Source organism: Buttiauxella cochleicola (assembly GCF_021282405.1).
GTDB lineage: Bacteria > Pseudomonadota > Gammaproteobacteria > Enterobacterales > Enterobacteriaceae > Buttiauxella > Buttiauxella massiliensis.
Genome location: NZ_JAJSOU010000008.1, coordinates 93593 through 116260, shown reverse-complemented (window position 1 = coordinate 116260; position 22668 = coordinate 93593). Strand labels below are relative to the sequence as shown.

Annotated in this window: 19 protein-coding genes; 3 read left to right on the top strand and 16 right to left on the bottom strand. The window is 48.9% G+C overall.

What is annotated here, in order from left to right; all coding sequences use genetic code 11:
* Positions 1-2: 2 nt before the first annotated feature.
* The 10 genes from gmd to LVQ79_RS12690 all read right to left on the bottom strand — a co-directional run bounded on the left by gmd (position 3) and on the right by LVQ79_RS12690 (position 10135).
* On the bottom strand, positions 3-1124 hold the full coding sequence (gmd, locus tag LVQ79_RS12735) for a GDP-mannose 4,6-dehydratase (RefSeq protein ID WP_232865224.1): 1122 nt from the start codon (positions 1122-1124) through the stop codon (positions 3-5).
* 53 nt (positions 1125-1177) lie between these two features.
* On the bottom strand, positions 1178-1717 hold the full coding sequence (gene wcaF, locus LVQ79_RS12730; RefSeq protein WP_232865223.1) for a colanic acid biosynthesis acetyltransferase WcaF: 540 nt from the start codon (positions 1715-1717) through the stop codon (positions 1178-1180).
* A 53-nt stretch (positions 1718-1770) separates the two neighbouring features.
* Positions 1771-2523 carry a colanic acid biosynthesis glycosyltransferase WcaE gene (wcaE, locus tag LVQ79_RS12725; RefSeq protein ID WP_232865222.1) on the bottom strand — a complete coding sequence of 251 codons (753 nt, stop codon included), beginning with the start codon at positions 2521-2523 and terminating at the stop codon, positions 1771-1773.
* Between the two features lie 8 nt (positions 2524-2531).
* A complete protein-coding gene (gene wcaD, locus LVQ79_RS12720; RefSeq protein WP_232865221.1) occupies positions 2532-3752 on the bottom strand; it encodes a colanic acid polymerase WcaD in 1221 nt (406 codons plus the stop codon).
* The gene (locus LVQ79_RS12715; protein WP_232865220.1) at positions 3727-4944 is read right to left on the bottom strand and encodes a glycosyltransferase; all 1218 of its coding nucleotides are present in this window, start codon (positions 4942-4944) and stop codon (positions 3727-3729) included. Before LVQ79_RS12715 ends, wcaD begins: the two co-directional genes overlap by 26 nt.
* The gene (gene wcaB / locus LVQ79_RS12710) at positions 4941-5426 is read right to left on the bottom strand and encodes a colanic acid biosynthesis acetyltransferase WcaB (protein WP_232865219.1); all 486 of its coding nucleotides are present in this window, start codon (positions 5424-5426) and stop codon (positions 4941-4943) included. The genes LVQ79_RS12715 and wcaB overlap by 4 nt, the downstream gene beginning before the upstream one ends.
* Positions 5427-5428: 2 nt before the next feature.
* Positions 5429-6265 (bottom strand): colanic acid biosynthesis glycosyltransferase WcaA, encoded by an 837-nt coding sequence (gene wcaA / locus LVQ79_RS12705; protein ID WP_232865218.1) that lies wholly within the window; start codon positions 6263-6265, stop codon positions 5429-5431.
* Positions 6266-6380: 115 nt separating this feature from the next.
* Positions 6381-8549: a tyrosine-protein kinase Wzc gene (wzc, locus tag LVQ79_RS12700; protein ID WP_232865217.1), complete on the bottom strand. Its 2169-nt coding sequence runs from the start codon at positions 8547-8549 to the stop codon at positions 6381-6383.
* Between the two features lie 2 nt (positions 8550-8551).
* Complete coding sequence (wzb, locus tag LVQ79_RS12695) at positions 8552-8995, bottom strand: low molecular weight protein-tyrosine-phosphatase Wzb (RefSeq protein ID WP_034458485.1); 444 nt, start codon at positions 8993-8995, stop codon at positions 8552-8554.
* Positions 8996-9001: 6 nt separating this feature from the next.
* On the bottom strand, positions 9002-10135 hold the full coding sequence (locus tag LVQ79_RS12690; RefSeq protein WP_151994412.1) for a polysaccharide export protein: 1134 nt from the start codon (positions 10133-10135) through the stop codon (positions 9002-9004).
* 794 nt (positions 10136-10929) lie between these two features.
* Between LVQ79_RS12690 and LVQ79_RS12685 the strand changes: the two genes are divergently transcribed.
* Positions 10930-12510: a TerC family protein gene (locus LVQ79_RS12685; protein WP_232865216.1), complete on the top strand. Its 1581-nt coding sequence runs from the start codon at positions 10930-10932 to the stop codon at positions 12508-12510.
* 98 nt (positions 12511-12608) lie between these two features.
* On the opposite strand, the gene asmA is transcribed toward LVQ79_RS12685, so the two are convergent.
* The 3 genes from asmA to udk all read right to left on the bottom strand — a co-directional run bounded on the left by asmA (position 12609) and on the right by udk (position 15852).
* Positions 12609-14453 (bottom strand): outer membrane assembly protein AsmA, encoded by a 1845-nt coding sequence (gene asmA / locus LVQ79_RS12680; protein WP_232865215.1) that lies wholly within the window; start codon positions 14451-14453, stop codon positions 12609-12611.
* Positions 14454-14476: 23 nt separating this feature from the next.
* Complete coding sequence (gene dcd, locus LVQ79_RS12675) at positions 14477-15058, bottom strand: dCTP deaminase (protein WP_064512248.1); 582 nt, start codon at positions 15056-15058, stop codon at positions 14477-14479.
* A gap of 152 nt (positions 15059-15210) precedes the next feature.
* The gene (udk, locus tag LVQ79_RS12670; RefSeq protein WP_034458495.1) at positions 15211-15852 is read right to left on the bottom strand and encodes a uridine kinase; all 642 of its coding nucleotides are present in this window, start codon (positions 15850-15852) and stop codon (positions 15211-15213) included.
* 355 nt (positions 15853-16207) lie between these two features.
* On the opposite strand from udk, the gene LVQ79_RS12665 reads away from it, so the two are divergent.
* Complete coding sequence (locus tag LVQ79_RS12665; protein WP_232865214.1) at positions 16208-19540, top strand: diguanylate cyclase; 3333 nt, start codon at positions 16208-16210, stop codon at positions 19538-19540.
* Positions 19541-19547: 7 nt separating this feature from the next.
* On the opposite strand, the gene alkA is transcribed toward LVQ79_RS12665, so the two are convergent.
* The gene (alkA, locus tag LVQ79_RS12660) at positions 19548-20393 is read right to left on the bottom strand and encodes a DNA-3-methyladenine glycosylase 2 (protein WP_232865213.1); all 846 of its coding nucleotides are present in this window, start codon (positions 20391-20393) and stop codon (positions 19548-19550) included.
* Between the two features lie 133 nt (positions 20394-20526).
* Between alkA and yegD the strand changes: the two genes are divergently transcribed.
* Entirely contained in the window at positions 20527-21885 is a 1359-nt protein-coding gene (gene yegD, locus LVQ79_RS12655) for a molecular chaperone (protein WP_232865212.1), read from the top strand.
* Positions 21886-21915: 30 nt separating this feature from the next.
* Here yegD and LVQ79_RS12650 read toward each other — a convergent pair whose 3' ends face one another.
* Both LVQ79_RS12650 and LVQ79_RS12645 read right to left on the bottom strand, forming a co-directional pair.
* The gene (locus tag LVQ79_RS12650; protein WP_154155342.1) at positions 21916-22233 is read right to left on the bottom strand and encodes a helix-turn-helix domain-containing protein; all 318 of its coding nucleotides are present in this window, start codon (positions 22231-22233) and stop codon (positions 21916-21918) included.
* Between the two features lies 1 nt (position 22234).
* On the bottom strand, positions 22235-22582 hold the full coding sequence (locus LVQ79_RS12645) for a type II toxin-antitoxin system RelE/ParE family toxin (protein ID WP_232865211.1): 348 nt from the start codon (positions 22580-22582) through the stop codon (positions 22235-22237).
* Positions 22583-22668: the final 86 nt, after the last annotated feature.

The window sequence follows — 22668 nt, the reverse complement described above, 5'->3', positions numbered from 1 at the left end:
GCTCAGGACTCCAGCGCGATGGCAACCTCGTAACCGTGGGACTTAAGCAACGAGTGTTTTTTCGCCGCTTCCAGATCTTTAGCCACCATCTCGCCAACCATCTCTTTGAGCGTGATTTCTGGTTTCCAGCCCAGTTTTTCGTGTGCTTTAGTTGGGTCGCCCAGCAGGGTTTCCACTTCAGCAGGACGGAAGTAACGTGGGTCAACGGAGATAATCACATCGCCTGGTTTCACGCCCGGCGCGTCGTGGCCCGTGACAGAAACAACAATGCCCTTCTCGTCAACGCCGGTGCCTTCAAAGCGCAGTTTGATGCCCAGTTGTGCCGCTGCCATTTCGACGAATTCACGCACGGAATACTGAACGCCGGTCGCAATTACGAAGTCTTCCGGGTTGTCTTGTTGCAGCATCATCCACTGCATTTTCACGTAGTCTTTGGCATGGCCCCAGTCACGCAGGGAGTCCATGTTGCCCAGATACAGGCATTTTTCCAGGCCCTGAGCGATGTTGGCGATAGCGCGGGTGATTTTGCGGGTGACGAAGGTTTCGCCACGGCGTGGGGATTCGTGGTTAAACAGAATGCCGTTACAGGCAAACATGCCGTAGGATTCGCGGTAGTTGACGGTGATCCAGTAGGCATAAAGTTTGGCAACCGCATACGGGGAGCGCGGGTAGAAAGGCGTGGTTTCTTTCTGCGGCGTTTCCTGCACCAGGCCGTACAGCTCAGAAGTCGACGCCTGGTAGAAACGGGTTTTCTTCTCAAGGCCTAAGAAGCGAATCGCTTCCAGCAGGCGCAAAGTGCCCATCGCATCCACATCGGCGGTGTATTCCGGGGATTCGAAAGAAACCGCAACGTGGCTCATCGCCCCCAGGTTATACACTTCGTCCGGCTGCACTTCTTGCAAGATACGAGTCAGGTTTGAGCTGTCCGTCAGATCGCCGTAGTGCAGATGGAATTTTGGATTGCCTGAATGCGGATCCTGGTAAATATGATCAACACGTTCCGTATTGAAAGAAGAAGCGCGACGTTTAATACCGTGAACTTCATAACCTTTTTCCAGCAGCAGTTCCGCCAGATAGGAGCCGTCTTGCCCGGTTACACCCGTGATGAGAGCTACTTTAGTCATAATAATTCCTATGATTGAAGATTAAATTAAGAGCTTTGCTTTAAATAAAGCGCTCACGCTCGATCGCGTATTTTTACTGCTGGGTTACCCCGGCAAACGGCATTCGCCGGTAATGATTTATAAATGCTGCTACGCGCACCTACGACGGTGCCATTTCCAATATTCACGCCTGGTGAAACAAATACATCTGTTGCCAGCCAGCACTTCTCACCGATAACAATTGGTGAAGCGGTAATATCAAAATGCTTACTCATATAATCGTGGCTACCGGTGCACAAATAACACTTTTGTGACACCACAGAATTCGCCCCTATCGTGATATCACCCAGCGTATATAACACTGTGTCATCGCCTACCCAGGCATAATCACCTAGCGTTAATTTCCATGGGTAAGTAATTTTGACCGATGGACGAATCACAACACCTTTACCAATTCGTGCACCAAACAGGCGTAATAAAAAGGCACGCCAGCGATAAAATATTTGTGGTGACCATGCAAATAATGTTGCTTGTACCGCCCACCACAGTTGAACCTTAATAGGGTGCCCACCCCGGAAACCTTTCGGTACCGAGAAGCCATTTAATTCCTGCATAATATTTCCTACGTTTTTGTCGGATGTCGCTGGCGCTAATCCGACCTACAGAATCAGGCTTTGTTATAAAGTGCTTTTGCTTTTCCGGTAGTACGCAGACGGAGCTTATAAGATAATTCCGCAATAAAGCCCGGCACGCCTAATATTTTCCGCTGAACATTTTTTGCATCCCGACACAATTCAATATTATTTGATGTCGATACGCCGCCCATGGAAAATTCAGACACCAATCCCTTGACGCGTTTAAATGCATAACCTTTTTTATACATCCGTGCGGCAAGCGCATAATCCGATGAGACTTTATATTGCAGATCGTAAGGGTATTTACGCAACCCGGACACCGGGAAAAATATCGCCTGATGACTGGCAGGTAAACTGTGGTAGATATACCAGCCCTGCTTTGCGCGGCGTTCTATTTTTGTACCGTCGCCAAAATCTAATAACGCATCGCCAATCACCATCGCATTATCTGTTGACGGCATAGCAGCCAGTTGATGCGCGACGGTGGCGATATCCTGGTGGAAAATGTCACCAGAATTGAGGAACAAAGCAAAGCGGCCCTGGGCCATCTCAATGCCTTTGTTCATCGCATCATAAATACCGTTATCTTTCTCGCTGACATAACGTAACTGGTACTGACCATTGAGGTTTTCGAGAAACTCTGCCGTGCCGTCATTTGAGGCACCATCTACTACAATCCACTCAAATGTGATGCCCGGTGCCTTCGCTAAGTGAGCCAGCGACTGCCAGGTTTTTTCTATTCCGGCGAGATTTTTATAAGCAACAGTAATGACACTTAATAGCATGATGGACCTCAGCGCTGTGTAATATTAAGTGCCTTACGCAAAATAAACGGGCACACAATCAAGAACGCATATTCAGGGCTAAAAATTGAACCGGTAAAAAATAATGACACGGGTGTAAAAAGCCATAATTGAACGCGGTAATTTTCATTATTACCAAAAGCTGTGCGCATCATTTTAATGACTTTCCACATATACCAAATGGTCAGTAATACCGCGAACCATGAAAAATAAATAATTAACAGATACAAACCATTGTCTACTGTTTTACCGACATCCGCACCGTTAAAGATTCCGAATGATGCGACATATTCATATAAAGATCCGAAACGTACTACTCCATCGATATTGGTTAATGAATACCCAACCATCGCTAATGGGCCAATAATTCGATAATAAGAGGACGAACCTTCGGTTCCCAAATCGCCAAGACGGGTCGCGATATAAGGAAATGCGAATATTAACCCTACTAAAAACACGGAAAGAGAAATAATTGCTAATGGCAACTTCTTCTTTATGGCACTTTTATTAAGGTACTGGAATGCCCATTCAAGAAGATAGAACAGGATAAAAGTCATTACCCCTGAAAACGACCCTGAAAGTACTATCCCTAAAAGAATCATACCATCTGTTTTCGGTGTTTTGATACCAAACTGTTTGATACTGAGCCAAATTGAGATTAACGCCAGAGCGAAGAACGCCGGTTCAAAATAGAGTGCCGTGGTGCGCTTGCCACCGAAGCTAATAAAGTTCAGAACATAGCTATTACTGTATATAAGAAACTTCGAAATTTTCTCAATCAGGCTACTTCCACCGGTCAGAATAATCTGAGCCATCTCCGCCGCAGCAAGCATCACAATAATGCCAACCACACCATAAAATAACCGCAAAATTTTATGGTGATTACGCTGTGAAATAGTTTTGAAACGGCAACTCCATGTCATTGCCATAATCAGCACGATATAAACGAACAATAATGTCGAGGTGACGTATTTGCTGGCATCAAGCGATTGGCCAAAGATGTAGTTAAACGCGGTCAGTCCCGCACCAATACCGAGCGCAATCATCAATTTTTTGACGCTGATGCGTTCAATGTACAAAAAGAGGATTGCGGGCAAAAAGGTGACTATCGTTATCGGGAAGCTTTCCCCTAATGAGGCCAACTTGATGTTGACCACCAGATAGATAAACGGTAACAGCAGATAACTACAGATTCTGATAGAACGAGACATACTCCTCCAGCATCTGTTGCCCACTAAACGCCTGGCGGCTTGCAGCTTTAAACACCTGCAACTCTTTGCCAAACACCTGTTGCGCTAACTGCTCTTTTGTCATTTTCACCAGTTCGAGCACCCGAGCATCACTAAAGGTTTTACCGCCAACTTTACGCAACACTTCATCCGCTGCATCACTTTGCGTGGCAATAACCGGCACGCCAATCGATAGTGCTTCACACAGAATCAACGGGTAGTTGTCGACCTGCGAGCTGAATACCAGCGAGTCCATTTCGTTAAGCTCGCTCATCAACGCTTTTTTATCGGTCATGTAACCGTGATTCACCACGTTCGGGCCGTTAAACGGCGAAAACTTACCGAAGGTGTGCAACTCGACTTCATCGCCCAGCGCCATAATGGCCTGAACAAGTTGCTGATTGGTTTTGCCGTCGTAACGCAAATCATGGGCTACCACCGCTACTTTTGGCTTAACGCCCGCGGCTTGCGTGAGCGGTAATTCAGCCAGAATCGCTTCGGTTGCCACATCAATACCGTTATTGATGATTTTGCAGCGCCCTGCTCCGTAAATCAGGTTAAAGGCATCGGCCACATGCTGGCTTGGCGAAATAAACTTGCAGCCTAGCGCTAACATTTCGCGGAACAACTGGCGTTTGGTGTGCACCAGAAGATGTGCACGATCCTTTTTCACGGGCGGGTAGTTGTTTAGTGTCGGGCATTTCTGGCAGCCAGTTTTCCAGCCGTCGCAACCATCAAGAAACGCACAGCGCCCGGTGATGCTCCAGTGGTCGTGGAGCGTCCAGACAAAAGTGACATCCGGTTTATGCGCTTTTACACGCTGGCAAAACGTCACCATCTCTTCGAGATTCAGCCAGTAGCTGTGTACCACATGAAAATGCAGCACTACTGGGCCTTGGGCGCGAGTCACTTTGCGATACAGGTTATTCAGGTTGCCGAACGGGTCGCGGTTGAAAAAGCGAAACAGAATAATGTTGGCGATCGACGTCAGGCGCGGTGTGTGTTTTTCCACGCCCTGGAATTTGTCGTGGCTGGCACTTTTCTTGCCGCCTTTACCGTAGCCGTAAATAAATCGCGAGCTAAAACCTGCGGCATTGGCACGCTGATGAAGATCCAGCGCCACGCCCGCCGCACCGCCTTCAGCCAGGCGCACATTGAATTGCATGATATTCATTTGATTACCTTTACTCGCGCTTTCTCGCCGACCACTAATGAATTATCCGGCACGCTATCGAGCACCACGCTTCCCGCGCCAACAATGACATTATTCCCAAGCGTGATATCGCCAATAATCACCACGTTGGCACCCAGTTCGACACCGTTGCCAATCACCGGGCAGGCGTTGCTTTTGCCACGATTACCGATGGTGACGCCGTGGCGAATAGTGAAATCATCACCGGCAACCACGAATTTATTGATGACGACGGCATAACCGTGGTGAATGGTAAAACGGCGCCCAATGGTGGCTCCGGCCTGGATTTCATAGCCAAACAAGCACTCGGTCACAAAGCGATAAAGCAGGATTATCGGAGCTGCCCACAGATTGTTGATGACGCTTTTTTTGCGCCATACCGAGCAAAAATGGGCAATACGGTAAGCCATCACCATGCAACAAGGGCGAAGGCTCCAGGAGTTTGCGCGTAGGTCTTCAAGCACTGTTATTTCCCCCGCAATCCATCAGCCAGTCGCTTAGTATTTCGCACGCTCAATAGCGCTAATAACGTGCGCAAAGACATACGCTTGTTGCGGATCTGGTACAGGGTAAATAGCTGATACTTCTTGCTGGCACGGTCGAATTTGTCTTTGTGCTTTTGATAGAAGTGAAAGTACCCGGCAAACTTTTTCGGTGATTTGGTGATCTGCATTTCACCGTGATTGATATGCAGAATCTGCGTGGCTTCTTCGACTTTCCACGGCTGACCATACTCCACCACCATACGCAGGAAAATATCGTAGTCCTGAGCCGCTGCAAGAGTGGTATCGAACAGGCATGCTTTGAAGCGGTCAGCATAGGTAAATACCTGATTACCTATGATATTACGCTTATAAAACAGCTTTAATGAGAATGGGGATTTAGGATAGAGCGGCAAGCTTGCGGGCTGCGAATAGACTTGCCCCTCACAAACATAGTCGTTGGCATACAAAAAGGCGTGCGTCACCAACTGCTGTTTATGCTCAAGGAACGCTGACAAGCGATTGGGGGTCCACTCATCATCATCATCAATACCGGTAATCAACTCACCCGAAGCCTGGCTTATAGCCTGGTTGCGCACCGAACAGGCGCCAGAGTTGAAATCATTACGGATGTAGCGCACACGCGAGTCACCCAGCTCATCAACAAAGCGCTGAAGCTGTTCAAAAGATGAAGAGCAGTCATCAACGATTAACATTTCCCAGTGTTCATAATCCTGGCGCAGCACCGATTTGATGGCGCGGATAGCCAACTGCTGGCGGTTCCATGTCGGCATATAAATAGAGATAAGTGGGCGTTTCATGGCGCTCCCCCTGAAATCGTTATTATTTATTGGTAGATGGCGCTATCGCTTATCCACCCTACGACGAGATTTGTAGGGCGGATAAGCAAAGCGTCATCCGCCAGTTGATGCCTGATTACTTAGCATCAGATTTATATTCGTACTCGTAGTAACCGTAATCCTCGTACCCTGCCGCACGGCGGAAGATGGAGTTGAGGATCACACCACGTACGGTGACGCCATTTTGTTCAAAGCGGCTAAGACTGGTTTCGACCTCTTTGAGCGTATTCACCGCGTAGCGCGCCACCATCAGCGTGGTGCCCGCATGGCGACCCACAACCGCTGCGTCAGTAACGGCGAGAATCGGCGGGGTATCAATCAACACCAGGTCATAGCTTTTGCTTGCCCAGGCGATTAACTCCGCAAAGCGCTCACTCATCAGCAATTCAGAAGGGTTGGACGGCACTACACCGCGCGGCACAAGGTCAAAATTGGGTACGGAGGTTTTTTGCGCACAGCGGGTAATTTCCGCCTGGCCTGAGAGCACTTCTGCAAGACCGTTGTTGTTGGTCGTGCCCAGTAGTTCGTGGGTATAACCTTTGCGCATATCGCAGTCGATAAGCAGCACACGTTTGTTGGTCTGGCTGATGACCGCCGCCAGGTTGGCACAGACAAACGTTTTACCAATCGACGGGCTAACACCAGTCAGCATCAGGACGTTATTGGATGCCTGCATCATGGCGAAATGAAGGCTGGTACGCAGGCTGCGAATCGCTTCGATGGCCAGATCCGTCGGGTTCCCCACCGCCAGTAGTTGGCTTTGCTTATTGCGCTTCGCCGCTTTAACGCTGCGCACCGTGGCGTTGTCGCGGGATTTCTGCCATTCAGAGAGCGGGATGCTGGCATACACACCAATCCCTGCCTCTTCGAGTACCGCAGGACTTTCGATGCCACGGTTGAACAAGGAGCGTAACAGCACACCCATAACGGACAACATCAGGCCAAGAATAATGCTGCCGAGAATAATCAGGGCACGCTGCGGTTTCACCATGCCTGGTTGGGCAATTGCCGCATCGACGATACGTACATCACCCACGGTGCTGGCTTCAGTGATTTTCAACTCTTGCTGCTTGTTCAACAGCTGCATGTATACCTGTTGACCAGACTCGACATCGCGCGTTAAACGCACGATTTCTTGCTGCGTTTTTGGCATCGCGGTAACACGCCCGTTCAGGCGCGCTTTTTCATCAAGCAGCGTCTGACGTTTTTCCAGCAAGGTGCGATAAGCCGGGTGAACCCTGGTATAGAGTTTGGAAATTTCAGCCTCTTTGAAGGTCAACTCATTGAGCTGCGCATCAATGTTCACCATGGTGTCGAGCACGGATTTGGCTTCCAGTGACAGGTCAACCGAGTCTTGCTGTTGGCGATAGGCATTCAGTTTATTTTCGGCAGCATCGAGGTGGCTGCGGACTTCCGGCAACTGCTGCGCTAAGAATTGCAGGCTTTTAGCCGCTTCTTCCGACTTGCGCTGCACGTTCTGCGCCAGATAGTTACGCGTGATGCTGTCGAGGATGGCGCGGATTTGGTCCTTGTCTTCACCAGTATAAGAGAGGCTTAACACGCCGGTATCTTTGCCATTTTCAGCTACGGTCAGGTTGCCCTGAAGCTGATTTATCATGCCAAGCGTTGAGTATTTATTGACGGTAAAGGTATCGCCCACTTGCGCTTTAATCGCACTGACAAGCATCGTGACGCCGCCTTGATTGAGCGTTTGCCCGACCTGCCCTTTGGCGCTAAAACCATTGTCGTTAGTCAGCAAATACTGCGTTGGGCTAACCACTTCCACGGTAAATACATTTTTGGCCTGCCCTGCCGGGAGGTTAAAGGTATCAACAACGACGGTATCGTTCTGGCGGCCTTGCAGCCTGTCCCAGCCCGCACCTAATAACCAAAAACTGTTTTTTTCGACTGAAATATCCAGGTTAAGATCGTCGACCGTTTTACCCAATACCAGGCGCGACTGAATCAGCTGCATCTCGGCAGCGGAAGCCGGCGGCTTGTTAGATAGCGCGGAACTGATGTCGTTGACCAGCGAGTTACCGGCGTTTTGTTCGATTTGCACCAGCGCATCGGCTTTATAGATTGGCGTGGCAAACATCGCGTAGACGGTCGCCAGAATCGCGAAGATTGCGGTGATCCCCAAAACCCACCAGCGGGCTTCAAGAACCGTTCCGAACAATCGGCCAATATCAATTTCGTCATTGCCCTCAGTCGGGGCGCTCGAACGGCGTGCTTTTTCTGTCATTGTTATCCCTGATGAGCGTTGAGTGCGTTAGCCCATTTTTGGGCGTTCTGGTCCAGAAGACCGTAAACCGCTTCAAAAGCGTCGTGGCTTTTGCGATACGGGTCGGGAATTTCCCGTTCGGCATCCCAGTGACCAAACAGCATCACTTTGCCGCGCATCTCTGGAGCCATTTCGCAAAGTGCGGAGATATGGCGTTTTTCCATGGCGAGGATCAGGTCGTATTCGCGGCACATTTTGCCGGAAACCTGTTTTGCGCAGTGCCCCTCAAGGGAGAGGTTATGCTGCTCGGCGACACGAACAGCACCAGCATCAGCCCCTTTCCCGACCAAAGCCCCCAGCCCCGCCGAGGTCACGGTGAGCTGCGGGTGATAGCTTTTGAGTAACCGCTCAGCGGTTGGGGAACGGCAAATATTCCCCACACAAACAACCAAAATTTTGTTGAACATAGCGTGTTACCAGGTATGGATATCTTTGGCGGTATCCGTCATATAACGAACGCCACTGATCGTCGGCAGCAGTTGGTTGATCAGACGATTCCAACGCGTGACAGGTGCTGTGGTCACATACACCACATCGTAAGGTTGCAACTGGAATTCGGTACCCATCACCAGCGACGTCGCATCCGACATATCGAGCTGATAAATGTTGGCGATTTTGCCCCCCTGCTTCTCTTTGATTGGGCGAATAACGAAGATGCCGCTGGCATTGGAAGCCGTCATATCCAGACCTTCGGCCTGGCCCAGCGCTTCGGTCAGCGTCATGCCGCTGAAGTCCATTTTCAGGGTGGTTTGTTTCTTCACTTCACCCATCACGAACACTTTCAGATCGTCATTGCGCGGCACGAATAAAATGTCGCCGGGATAAAGCAGATGGTTCTGGCTCAGGTCGCCGTTTTGCATCAACGCTTGCAGGGAAATCCGTTTTTCCTGGCCGTTATGCGTCAGCACCACATTGCGCCAGTCGGCCGCATCAGTCAGGCCGCCTGCGGCATTGATAGCGTCAAGAATAGTGAGCGGTACGTTGGTAATTGGCTGCTGGCCAGATTTATTCACCTGGCCTGAGACATAGGCTTTTTGGGAGCGGAAGCCAGCGATATTAACGTCCACCTGCGGGTCAGCGATGTACGTCGCAAGGCGGCCGGTAATATCACTGCGGATTTCAGACAAGGTTTTACCCGCGACTTTTACTTTGCCGACATACGGATAGAACATGGTGCCGTCTGACTGTACCCAGTTACCCGCGTCGCTTGAGCTACGGTATTGGCCCGCCGGAGTGGTGAGTTCTGGGTGATCCCAGACCGTGACATTCAGAACATCTCCTGGTCCCACGCGGTATTGGTAAGCAGAGATCTCCTGGTCGAGAGACATATTTGGCTGTGCGACCGCTGGACGTACGCGTAATTGCTCAACCAGACGCGGTGTTAACGGGTACACATTAACCATCCGGTCCAGATCAAAATCTGAATCCTGCTGCTTGATAACATCTTTCCCCATCGTAGACATATTGCTACCGGGGAGCACTGTGCAACCACTCATCAGGGTTACCGACACCAATAAAGGCATCAATTTAAGTTTGTATTTAATCATTGAGTATTTATCACTATGGCAGAGTAATTATCCTGAGCGAATATACCCTTCTTAATTCAAGCTGCAGGGGTGTTGGCTGCAACTCGAATTATTTGGGTATAAAATAAGTGATTCGTTAGGTTTTTGAATAAGGCCTAAATTAAAGCCTGGTTGACGCAGAAAACATCTGGCATCAATCCTAAAAAAACGCTTATTTCCCGATATCCTATTGACAGAATAATTGAGGCTTATTCTCTGGCCTTCGGGCATGCTACCGCCCCTGGCTTACAGTCACCAACCTACTGAAAAAAGAAAATTTATAAGAAATAACGATTCCAGAAAGTAAACCCAAAGAACAATTCTCTGGAGATAAGCCCTATGGCATCAGGTTAAATATCACAGCTTCAGCGAATATAAAAAATACATCTAATATCAGACACCGATATCGATTGTTACAGCTAACCCTATATCAGGCAAGGTTCCACAGAACCATACAGGGACTTTTAAGAATAATATTAACGGCACATTTACATGCGTTTAGGAATTTCTTTATATTGACAGAATATTAATAAGTGATAAGTCGCAATGTGATATACAGATATATCTCATGTGAATTTCATTATAAGAAAAAACAATGAGCCGTTATTTCGAAAATAATTAATTATTTACCTTAGTAATTAAATGGAATTAACCTGGCAATATTTAACATTTAAAGGGCAACATGATTTATCCCACCCTGCGGCATTGCAATTTCCCGCGCGGTTAACCATCCTTTAAGTGTGACGTTTGTCATCTAACAAGAGGTGCATTAAGGCATGGAATGGATTGCCGACCCCTCAATCTGGGCCGGATTGATAACGTTAGTCGTTATTGAACTGGTCCTCGGCATCGATAACCTGGTGTTTATCGCTATCCTTGCCGAAAAACTACCCCCATCCCAACGCGACAAAGCACGCGTCACCGGCCTTATTCTTGCCATGTTGATGCGTTTGCTGTTGCTGGCCTCCATTTCATGGCTGGTCACGTTAACCCGCCCGCTGTTCAGGTTTGGTGAGCTTGGTTTTAGCGCCCGAGATCTGATCATGCTCTTTGGTGGGCTATTCCTTCTATTTAAGGCGACCGTTGAGCTCAACGAACGGCTTGAGGGTAAAGATAGTGAAGCCCATACGCAGCGACGGGGAGCAAGGTTCTGGCCGGTAGTCGCGCAAATCGTCATTCTGGATGCGGTGTTTTCTCTCGATTCGGTGATAACCGCCGTGGGCATGGTCGACCATCTACCCGTGATGATGGCGGCGGTGATTATCGCGATTTGCCTGATGCTGCTTGCCAGTAAAGCACTCACACGCTTCGTGAATAACCATCCTACTATTGTGATTCTGTGCCTGAGTTTCCTGTTGATGATAGGCTTTAGCCTGGTCGCAGACGGCTTTGGCTACCATATCCCGAAAGGCTATTTATACGCTGCTATCGGCTTCTCGGTGATGATTGAGAGTCTAAACCAGCTGGCGATATTCAACCGCCGCCGCTTCTTGTCTGCCGATCAATCGTTGCGCCAACGCACCGCTGAAGCCGTGCTGCGTTTATTAAACGGTAAGAAAGAAGAAGCTGAATTGGATGCGCAAACCGCATCGCTGATTGCTGACCACGCCCGGCAAGATGAGATATTTGAACCACAAGAGCGGCTGATGATTGAACGCGTGCTTAATCTCAACCAGCGCACGGTGAGCAGCATCATGACCTCACGTCACGATGTCGAGCACATTAAACTGGCCGACCCGGAAGAACAAATACGAGCCTTGCTTGATAAGAACCAGCATACCCGCGTGGTAATAACTGGCGAAAGCGATGAGATTCTGGGCGTAGTACACGTCATTGATTTGCTCCAGCAATCACTCAAAGGCGAACCGCTCAACCTCGAAGTGTTAATTCGCCAGCCACTTGTCTTCCCGGAAACACTGCCTTTATTGGCGGCACTAGAACAGTTCCGCAACGCCAGAACTCACTTTGCCTTTGTGGTAGATGAGTTTGGTTCGGTAGAAGGTGTGGTGACATTGAGTGATGTGATGGAAACCATTGCCGGTAACTTGCCGAATGAAGCTGAAGAGATAGACGCGCGCCATGATATTCAGAAAAACCCTGATGGAACATGGACCGCAAATGGTCATATGCCGCTTGAAGACTTAGTGCAGTATGTGCCGATACCACTGGATGACAAACGCAACTATCACACGATTGCAGGGCTGCTGATGGAGGCGTTACAACATATTCCGGTGACAGGAGAAGCTGTTCAGGTGGGAGATTTTCTGTTGCGGACATTGCAGGTGGAAAGCCATCGCGTACAGAAGGTGCAAATTGTGCCGAAGACCCGCGACGATGAGATGGATTTTGAGGTGTGATTTAATTAAAAAAGTCGGATGTCGCTGCGCTAATCCGACCTACGAAATAGAGTATTTGTAGGAGAGATTAGCGTAGCAACATCCGACGATTGAAATGACTAAAGCTTATCTAGCAAATCTTTAACGTCTTTCGCTTTGCTGCTGTCTTTATGCTTGCCCAGCCAGTCATTCAGGCGACGTTTTGCTTCACTCTGCAACTGCTTACGCAGTACCTGGTCCACTTGCAAAGAGTAATTCAACTTCTGCCATGGCCCATAAACTCGCAGCGGGATTGGCGTGGTTTTCAGCACCTCAATCAACTTACTATCCCCTTTCCAACCGTCAACTACGGTGACATCAAAGCGGGTATCGCACTGCTGCTTAACAAGATCAAGAGTCCCGACGCCTGTTAGCGCCAACATAGAAGATTCGCCAACCATTTTCTTGAGCGATAACTCACCATTATCGAGGCTTGCATGCGCCGAGAAATTATCCAACATTGTGACATTGTCATAATTTTCCTGGGCCTGAACATCATCATTGCTGCGGGTTACTGCTTGCTGTATTAGCTGTTGGAAGTTCATACCCTGCATTGTGGTATGTAGCATCGTTATGCTCGCATCTCCTTGCCAGCTACGACGGAAAGCTTCGGCATTGAGTCTGTCACCGCTAAACTCCCCTTCCATTGATAGCAATCCAGACAACGCGATTGGGTAGTTAAACGCAGTCAGAATCGGCCCAATTTCTATGTCTTCCACTTTTGGGTTAAATGATAGTCGCGGCTGACTCTGGCGTGCATCAAGCTCGCCCGGGAATGACATACTACCCTTGCCAAATTTCCCCATCAGTTCAGAAACCGTCAGCAAACCATAATTGTTGGTTATTGCCGCTTGAACATCGGTGAAATCCAGTCCTCGCCATACCACACTGGACGCGGCAATGTTAACCTGGGCAGTAAAATCGCGCAGACTCTGGTAGTTGGTCTCTTCGACACCGGAAGCAATGATCGGACGTGGTAGCGCATTTTGTTGCTGTGCCTGTTGCTGCACGTTGACATTCGTCACTGAGTTGCCAGCAACCAGACCATCCAGATTCAATTTACCTGAGCGTAAATCGATTACCCACTGCGTTTTGTCTTCCAGCACAGCACTGGCGTTACCTTGCAAGTCGCTATCATTGGCAGTCAGTTGCAATTGATTAAGTTCAAGACGACGCTGTGGTTCAAGCCAGCGTGCCGCAAAGGTTCCGCTGCCCGTAACCCCTTTAGCAGGAAGGTCGGCACCTTGAAGTTGGTAATCGAGTTTGGAGATATTGGCACTGAGTTGCTGCGGATAATTGCTGGCATCAAGATCGGCCACCAATGACAAGGTCAGATCACGTTGGTCACGATTGATGCGGCTACTCAGTTCAATGTGCGCTTGTTTTCGCTCATTCTGCTCCATTTGCACATTGATATTACGCACCGTAATTTGTTCATCATCAGCATGCTGAAAAACCAGCACACTATCAGCAACTTTTAGCTTAGCTATGTCAAAAGACCAACCGCTGTCTTCATCAGGTGGAGGCGTTGGGGCCGACGGCCCGACAGGGGCATCTTTCGCGCGGCGCTCTTCTGTCTGGGGAGTGAGTTGAATTACTGCACCTTTCAACATCACCTGGTGAACCTTAAGCTGATGAGAAAGCAGAGGCAATAAGGCAACATCCAGGCGCATATTGTCGGCACGCACCAAGGGTTGGCTGGCACCTGGCGCGGTCAGAGACATACGCCCTGATAAAATACTAAGTTGTGGCCAGACGTGCCAACGCAGCGGCCCGTCTAAATCCAGTTGATAGCCACTGCGAGCTTCAACCTGGCCTACCATATATGCACGAAAATCATTGGGGTTAACCAATAACACCAACGCAGAAAGGCCGGCAACCAGCACAACCAGCAAAATCATCAGCGTGGTAAGTAATCGTCTCATACAATCCCCATACAAATGGCAACTCAGTCCTTATCAATACGACTCGCCACAGCCCCTTGCTGATCGCGATATTTCGCGTCCTGGCGACTGTTGTAAGGGCGTGCAGCAGGGCCTGAAAGCGGTTCAAAACTCAAAGCACCAATCATCATACCAGGACGCAGGGCTAAAGGCAGCTTACCGGAATTATAGAACTCCAGAACGATGCAGCCATGCCAACCTGGATCGATACGGTGTGCGGTTACATGGACCATCAGACCCAAACGCGCCAAAGATGAACGTCCGTCTAACCAACCGACTAAATCAGCGGGGATCGTTACGGACTCAAGCGTTACCGCTAAAGCCAGTTCGCCTGGGTGCAAATAGAATGCTTCGCCTTCATTGAGGACGATTTCGTCGCTCATGACGCGTTCCAGCGCTTCAGTCACTTCGTCTTTAGGACCGCTCAAATCTATAAACGGTGCCGTATGGCCGCTGAAAGTACGGAATTTGTTCCCCAAACGCACATCGACAGTAGCACCGCTAATGCGTTCAACTGGCGGACGAGGGGTAATCGTTAAGCGCCCGTCATCGAGCCAGGCTTCTATATCGCGGTCACACAAACGCATTAGTGATGCTCCTTATCTCAAGCTCAGTTTTGTTTACCCTGCCACAGCGGGGCTAAGATAGCCACGCTACGAAGGGTAAATACCGGGATTACATTACGTTTTTGCGAGCGAATAAGTAGAACTCGTTCGCGAAAGGCTGTTAAGCCTGAAGATTATTCAAAGAACTGACTGATTTTTGCCTTGAGGATATCAATGGCGATACGGTTTTTACCCCCGCGCGGCACGATAATATCGGCATACTGCTTGGAAGGTTCGATGAATTGTAAAAACATAGGACGAACGGTTTTCTGATACTGGGCCATCACAGAGTCCATTGAACGGCCACGTTCGTTAACATCGCGTTTCATACGGCGCATCAGGCAAATATCCAGCGGCGTATCAACAAAAATGGAGAAGTTCATCTCTTCGCGCAGACGGGCATCCGTCAGCAACAAAATCCCTTCCAGAATGATGACTTTCTTTGGCATTAAGTGAACAGTGTTACCGGTACGGGTATGTTCAACATAGCTGTAGACAGGCAGTTCGATAGGGTTACCTGATTTGAGCATTTGTAAATGCTGAAACAGCAAGTTGTGATCCATCGCGTTTGGATGGTCGTAGTTGGTCTTAACTCGTTCTTCCATCGAAAGATGGCTTTGGTCTTTGTAGTAACTGTCTTCTGGAATGACACCAATGTGTTCATCACCAACTTGATCGCGTAGTTCGCGATACAGTGTGCTGGCAATAAGACTTTTTCCTGAAGCCGACGCACCGGCTATCCCGATGATGACGCATTGATGGGACTTGTCAGTCATGTTGTAACGAGCCTTGTTGACTTAAATGTTGAGGAAGGGCGACGCAAAAGACGTCAAACGCGGCAATTATAGGGAGATCCGCCCGCTGATACCAGAGTAATGCACACGCAAGGGTGATTTTAACTGACAGGTATCAGGTAGGTGGAAGTCAATGAGTAACAACTATAAAAACATGGTTATTACTTGATGGTAAAAATAAGTATGTCAAATAACACTTTTTATTACTTCTTGGTGTTAAATTATGATCGGCCTGCATAGGAATTGTAAATTGTTTGTACTAGCATAAACCGAAACTTATCTTTTTATTTGCATCCGGGCATGGCACCTGGCGGCACGCCTTAACGGATTTGCGGTAATGATCAAACAAAGCACAAAAGAGTTAATCGCAATGCCTTCCTTCATTTTGCCTGCGGGGTTGGGCTTCTTAAGTTTTATATTCACTTTGTACTCCCTGGAACTGTCTCTGGTCGGTACTGTTTTAGCACCGCTTTGGTTCCCAACATCCATCATGATGGTGGCCTTATTCCGTAATCCAGTCCGTCAATGGCCAATGATCATTGTGGTATGCGCTCTCGGAAGTTTATGCGCTTCTGCTATTTTGCAGCCCATACATGAGATTAATCTCGGCTACACCGCTATAAATATTATCGAGGCATTGTTTGGCGCATCGTTAATGCGGCGTTTCCTCACGCAAATTAACCCATTGCAAAACCTCAATAATTGGGTTCGTCTGGTTTTCTGCAGTGCCATAGTTCCCCCTCTTATTGGCGGCGTGCTGGCAGTTTGGCTTGCGGGGTCTGATGGCGGAAACATTGCTAAAACTTTTTTCGTTTGGGTTTTATCCGAAACCATCGGCACTTTGGCGTTAGTCCCAACAGCATTATTGTTTAAACCAAGCTATTTATTACGCCATAAAAATCCGAAACTATTATTAGAAACAATATTCACTTTTGTTATCACCCTGACACTTAGCTATCTTGCTCTGCGTTATATGCCGTGGCCATTTACCTTTATTATTGTTTTTCTGATGTGGAGTGCTATTCGCCTGCCGCGTCTGGAAGCTTTCGTTATTTTCCTGGCTACATTAATGGTTGTCTCTTTAATGATGGCAACCAATAGCACGGTAGACATGCAACCGCACACGGACATCATGAATAATGCCCCCTGGCTGCCGTTCCTGATGATTTTATTACCAGCAAATGTAATGACAATGGTGATGTATTCGTTTCGCGAGGAGCGTAAACACATCACCGAAAGCGAAGCGCGTTTCCGTAACGCGATGGAGTATTCAGCCATCGGTATGGCGTTGGTATCAACTGATGGTCAGTGGTTGCAGGTCAATAAATCGCTTTGCAAATTCCTCGGGTATAGCGCCGAACAACTACGCTCACTGACATTCCAGCAAATCACGCATCCGGAAGATTTACACGCTGATTTACAGCAACTTAATATGCTGGTAAGTGGCAGTATCAACAGCTATTCGATGGAAAAACGTTACTACACCAGCAAAGGCGATGTCGTATGGGCATTGCTGGCGGTGTCTATCGTGCGTGATATTGACGGCACGCCGCTCTATTTAATCGCGCAGATTGAAGATATTAACGATCTCAAGCATACCGAGTGGGTGAATAAACGCTTGATGGAGCGCATTACGCTTGCCAATGAAGCGGGTGGCATCGGTATCTGGGAATGGGATCTTGGCAGCGACGTAATCAGTTGGGACAAACGTATGTTTGATCTCTATGAAGTTCCGGCACATATGAAACCCACCTACGCTCTGTGGCTTGAATCTATCGTCCCCGAGGATGCGCCACAGGCTGAAAAAACAGTTCGCGATGCTTTGAAGGCTCGAGTGCCTTTCAAGATGGAATATCGTATTCATGTCAAAGAAGGCATTCGCCATATTCGCTCACTCGCAAACCGGGTGTTGAATAAAAATGGTGATGTTGAGCGCCTGCTCGGCATCAACATGGATATGACGGAAGTTAAACAGCTGAACGAAGCGCTGTATCAGGAAAAAGAACGTCTACACATCACGCTGGATTCGATAGGTGAAGCGGTCATTTGTACCGATGTAGATATGAATATCACCTTTATGAACCCTATTGCCGAAAAGCTCAGCGGCTGGCCACAACAGCAGGCAATCGGTCAGCATATTCTGGCCATTCTGCACATCACGTTTGGCGATACCGGGCCCGTGATGGAGAATATTCATAGTGGCGATTATGCGCGAACGACCATTGAGCACGATGTCGTTCTGCATTGCCGCAATGGCGGCAGTTACGATATTCATTACAGCATCACCCCACTAACAACGCTGGATGGGCAAAGCATCGGCTCGGTACTGGTCATTCAGGATGTTACCGAATCACGTAAAATGCTTAAACAGTTGAGCTACAGTGCCTCACATGATGGGCTGACACACCTGGCAAACCGTGTCAGTTTCGAAAATCATCTCAAACGTTTATTGCAGAGTGCTGGAGAAAATCGCCAGCGCCATGCGCTCGTGTTTATCGACCTCGACCGTTTCAAAGCAGTGAATGATACCGCAGGGCACGCTGCGGGCGATGCGCTGCTGCGCGAGCTCTCCTCTTTGATGCTAAGCATGTTGCGAACAGGTGATTTCCTGGCTCGTCTGGGCGGCGATGAATTTGGTTTGTTACTCCCTGATTGCTCTTCTGACAATGCGCGCTATATTTCTGAGCGTATTATCCAAAGCATTAATGACTATCACTTTACGTGGAACGGGCGTTTGCACAGCATTGGCGCCAGCGCGGGGATAACCCAAATTGATGCCGATAACAGAATTGCCTCTGAAGTGCTTTCTCAGGCCGATATCGCCTGTTATGCCTCGAAAAATGGTGGTCGCGGCCGTGTGACCGTCTTTGAATCTTCTCAGCATGAGATTCGCAAAGAAGATCAACATATGACCATCGATGAGCAAAAGCGCATCATCAACGAGAACCCGATCCTGATGGTAGCCAGAGGAGTTGCCCCGCCACGCGTTCCAGAGTCAACCAGTTTTTATGTGGTGTCGTTACGCTTCTGGGGAAGTGATAATGTCGTGATTGATGAGTCCCCGTTCCGCACAGCCGTTACCGACAAAGAGTTGCAATGCGCTCTCGACCTGAGGGTTTTTAACGAATTTTTCAGCAAGTTTTCTCAACAAGTAGCAAGCAAAGGCTTTGGCATCGCGCTTCCTATTTCTTCCCCGGGCCTTGCGAATGATAAAGTTGTCGACGAGCTGTTAAGAGGCTTATCCCGCAGCCCACTACCTGCTCGTCTGTTACACCTGATGGTCAATTGCGAAGTGTTGCAAAGTGATGATGAGAAAATCGACAGCAACCTGAAAAGGCTGCGCGATAGTGGATGCCAGTTGATCCTAAGCCACGTAGGCCGAGACCTGGATATCTTTAAACACGTCTCACGCCAGCGTTTCAGCTACATCATTGTTGATGACGAACTGATTAGTAATGTTCACTGCAATCTGATGGATGAAATGATGGTGACCATCATTCATGGCCACGCCCAGCGCCAATCATTACAAACGATCGCGGGGCCTGCCGATATGCCAATGGTGATGGATACGCTGTCAGGCATTGGCATTGACCTTATTTTCGGTGAGGCAGTGACCCAACCAACCCCGCTGGAAATACTGCTGAACACCAGCTATTTCGCGATTAATTAACTCGCTATTAAATACCTGGAACCCAGCCCTCACTATACCAAATATGCAATAACGCATAGGAGCGCCAGGGCTTCCAGCGTTCGGCGTAACGGCGAATTTGAGTTGGCGTCATACCAGGAAATCGCTGCTTAATCAGATAGTCGTCTGGTAAGAAAACATCATTTGCCTGCCAACCACGCAAAGCAATGTAGTTTGCCGTCCAGCGACCAATCCCTGGATAAGTGACGAGCGTTTTCACACCTTGCTCAACATCTGTAGGGCTATGGAGTGGAAACTCGCCTCTTATCATTTGTTGCGCCAGATGAATGATCGCAGCGCCACGCTTTAAGGGCATACCAAGCGGTTTTAGCTCTTCAGGGCTCAACGATGCCAGTCGTTCAGGGGTGGGGAAAAGTCGCCAATCAGGAAAATCCACCAGCGGTTCACCAAAAGCCTGCGCCAGTTTACCGGCAAGTTTTGCCGCCATTGCCACGCTCACCAGTTGCCCTAAAATCGCGCGGACAGACTGCTCGAAGGTGTCCATGCAGCCTGGCAAACGAAGGCCAGGCCTTGCAGTCGCTAGATCACCAAGACTTTCAAGAATGGTATGGGGCTGACAATCAAGATCGAGCAATTGTTTCACTTTCTGCAAAACCACATCGGCAACCGGCTCCAGACCCGCACTCAGCGTCACTTTTAGCTGGCAGGCTGTTTCATCAGGCTCAAGCGTCACTAGCCCTTGATACTTCCCTGACGCAAAGCTGCGGCAGTAATACTCATCGGTGACAATCTCGACGCCACTAACCGCTCGCCCGGCCAGGAAACCAAACATCCACTTCCAGTCGTAAGGTGGGGTGTACTCCAGCTGATACATTGTTTCTTCCTGTCGTTAGCTATCGCAATAGCATAGGCGCACGCCACTAATAATGCCTTGCTTTGATATTCAGTTGCCCGATGCGCCACATTCCGCTAAAGTCGCCCCCCTTCTTCACCGGCATGGGGATTATATGCAATTTATTGGCTTCGATTATGGTACTGCAAACTGCTCGGTAGCAGTGATGCGTGACGGCGTTCCACAGGCGCTGGAGATGGAAAACGGCTCAAAACTGCTTCCGTCAATGTTGTGCGCTCCGACACGTGAATCAGTAAGTGAGTGGCTCTATCGCCATCACGAGGTTCCTGCCACTGGTACCGAAACCCAGGCATTGCTGCGTCGCGCGGTATCCTTTAATCGCGAAGAAGATATCGATGTCTTGCCCAACAGTGTGCAATTTGGCTTGAGTTCCCTGCGCCAGTACATGGAAGACCCGGAAGAAGTTTACTTCGTTAAATCACCAAAATCCTTCCTCGGCGCTACAGGCCTGAAACCTCAGCAAGTCGCTCTGTTCGAAGATTTAGTCTGCGCGATGATGCTACATATCCGTAATCAGGCCCAAAGCCAGGTTGCTGAGCCGATTACTCAAGCTGTGATCGGCCGCCCGATTAACTTCCAGGGCACAGGTGGTGATGAAGCCAATCAGCAGGCTCAAGGGATCCTTGACCGTGCCGCTCATCGCGCAGGATTTAAAGATGTGGTGTTTCAGTTTGAGCCGGTTGCGGCCGGACTTGATTTTGAAGCCACATTAAAAGAAGAGAAACAGGTGTTAGTCGTCGATATCGGCGGTGGTACCACTGACTGTTCAGTATTGCTGATGGGGCCGCAATGGCGTGCTCGTCGTGATCGCGAACAGAGCCTATTAGGCCACAGCGGTTGCCGTGTTGGCGGAAACGATCTGGATATTATGCTGGCCTTTAAACAGCTTTCCCCATTATTGGGCATGGGCGGGCAAACCGAAAAAGGTATCGCTTTGCCAGTGTTGCCGTGGTGGAATGCGGTCGCAATTAACGACGTCCCGGCGCAAAACGATTTTTATAGCAGTGCTAATGGCCGCATGCTCAACGAACTGGTGCGCGATTCGCGTGAACCTGAAAAAGTGGCATTCCTGCAAAAGGTCTGGCGCCAGCGCCTTAGCTATCGCCTGGTGCGTGCTGCGGAAGAGAGTAAAATCGCGCTGTCCGATAGTCAGCAAGTCGCCACCATGCTGCCGTTTATCAGTAAAGAACTGGGCTGCGAGATTACTCAGCCGGATCTGGAAAGCGCTATCAGTCAGCCGCTGCAACGTATTCTCGAACAAGTCACACTTGCACTGGAAAACAGTGCCGTGAAACCGGATGTGATTTATCTCACTGGTGGTAGTGCTCGCTCACCATTGCTGAAACATGCATTGGCTCAGCAATTGCCGGGCATCCCACTGGCTGGAGGCGATGACTTCGGCTCCGTAACTGCAGGCCTGGCCCGTTGGGCTGATGTGGTGTTCCGCGAATAATCAAACCGCCGTGGGGAAACCTGCGGCGTTTTAAATCTTCAGCTGTTTAATGCCATCCGGAAACTCAATTTGCAGTGAAAGCTTGCCACCCAATGCCTCGATATAACGCTTTAGTGTCCCCAGTTTGACCTCATTGCCGCGTTTTTCAATTGCCGTTACCGCAGGCTGGCTAATGCCCATCGCGTCTGCCAGTTGTTGTTGCGACCAGCCCATTTGCTCACGCATCATATGCAAACAGCTTTCCAGAATCAGTTCCTGAGTCGCTTCAGCAATTCGTTTCTGACTTTCAGGTGAACGACGAGCAATCAACTCTTCTAATGTGCTGTAACCTTTCGGGTTGTTTTTCATATTATTTCTCCTGTGCCTTCAACCAGGCCAAAAACTCTTTATCAGCGACAGTGATCATCGATTCGTAAAAATGCTTGCTTTTCGATTTATCGCCAGCGCAAAGCAAAATTGCATTACGCCGATAATCAAAAATATAAAATGCCCTGATGGGCTTGCCATGATGTTGCACTCTCAGCTCTTTCATATTCGCAAAGCGCGAACCTTTTACCGTATCAGCAAAAGGACGAGAGAGTCCCGGCCCCCAAAACTGTAAACGCCCCATCACCGCAAGCACTCTTTCCTGAAGATCATCGTTTTGTTCATCAAACCATTCTTCAAATCTTTTTGTGGTCAAGATCGTCCATGTCATAGCGTTGCCTCATAAACTATAGTTTATATCTAAAATATAAACCACAGTTTATTGCTGGAAATATAAGCAGGATACTATTCAACCGT

What these genes read in the sequence shown, in the direction of transcription:
- alkA (WP_232865213.1), bottom strand. Translation starts at nt 20,393, where the DNA reads ATGTATCAGCTGGAGTACACCCCACCTTACGACTGGAAGTGGATGTTT.
- LVQ79_RS12690 (WP_151994412.1), bottom strand. Translation starts at nt 10,135, where the DNA reads ATGATTAAATACAAACTTAAATTGATGCCTTTATTGGTGTCGGTAACC.
- LVQ79_RS12715 (WP_232865220.1), bottom strand. Translation starts at nt 4,944, where the DNA reads ATGAATATCATGCAATTCAATGTGCGCCTGGCTGAAGGCGGTGCGGCG.
- udk (WP_034458495.1), bottom strand. Translation starts at nt 15,852, where the DNA reads ATGACTGACAAGTCCCATCAATGCGTCATCATCGGGATAGCCGGTGCG.
- LVQ79_RS12685 (WP_232865216.1), top strand. Translation starts at nt 10,930, where the DNA reads ATGGAATGGATTGCCGACCCCTCAATCTGGGCCGGATTGATAACGTTA.
- wzc (WP_232865217.1), bottom strand. Translation starts at nt 8,549, where the DNA reads ATGACAGAAAAAGCACGCCGTTCGAGCGCCCCGACTGAGGGCAATGAC.
- wcaF (WP_232865223.1), bottom strand. Translation starts at nt 1,717, where the DNA reads ATGCAGGAATTAAATGGCTTCTCGGTACCGAAAGGTTTCCGGGGTGGG.
- yegD (WP_232865212.1), top strand. Translation starts at nt 20,527, where the DNA reads ATGCAATTTATTGGCTTCGATTATGGTACTGCAAACTGCTCGGTAGCA.
- wzb (WP_034458485.1), bottom strand. Translation starts at nt 8,995, where the DNA reads ATGTTCAACAAAATTTTGGTTGTTTGTGTGGGGAATATTTGCCGTTCC.
- wcaD (WP_232865221.1), bottom strand. Translation starts at nt 3,752, where the DNA reads ATGTCTCGTTCTATCAGAATCTGTAGTTATCTGCTGTTACCGTTTATC.
- LVQ79_RS12665 (WP_232865214.1), top strand. Translation starts at nt 16,208, where the DNA reads ATGATCAAACAAAGCACAAAAGAGTTAATCGCAATGCCTTCCTTCATT.
- wcaE (WP_232865222.1), bottom strand. Translation starts at nt 2,523, where the DNA reads ATGCTATTAAGTGTCATTACTGTTGCTTATAAAAATCTCGCCGGAATA.
- asmA (WP_232865215.1), bottom strand. Translation starts at nt 14,453, where the DNA reads ATGAGACGATTACTTACCACGCTGATGATTTTGCTGGTTGTGCTGGTT.
- wcaA (WP_232865218.1), bottom strand. Translation starts at nt 6,265, where the DNA reads ATGAAACGCCCACTTATCTCTATTTATATGCCGACATGGAACCGCCAG.
- dcd (WP_064512248.1), bottom strand. Translation starts at nt 15,058, where the DNA reads ATGCGTTTGTGTGACCGCGATATAGAAGCCTGGCTCGATGACGGGCGC.
- LVQ79_RS12650 (WP_154155342.1), bottom strand. Translation starts at nt 22,233, where the DNA reads ATGAAAAACAACCCGAAAGGTTACAGCACATTAGAAGAGTTGATTGCT.
- gmd (WP_232865224.1), bottom strand. Translation starts at nt 1,124, where the DNA reads ATGACTAAAGTAGCTCTCATCACGGGTGTAACCGGGCAAGACGGCTCC.
- LVQ79_RS12645 (WP_232865211.1), bottom strand. Translation starts at nt 22,582, where the DNA reads ATGACATGGACGATCTTGACCACAAAAAGATTTGAAGAATGGTTTGAT.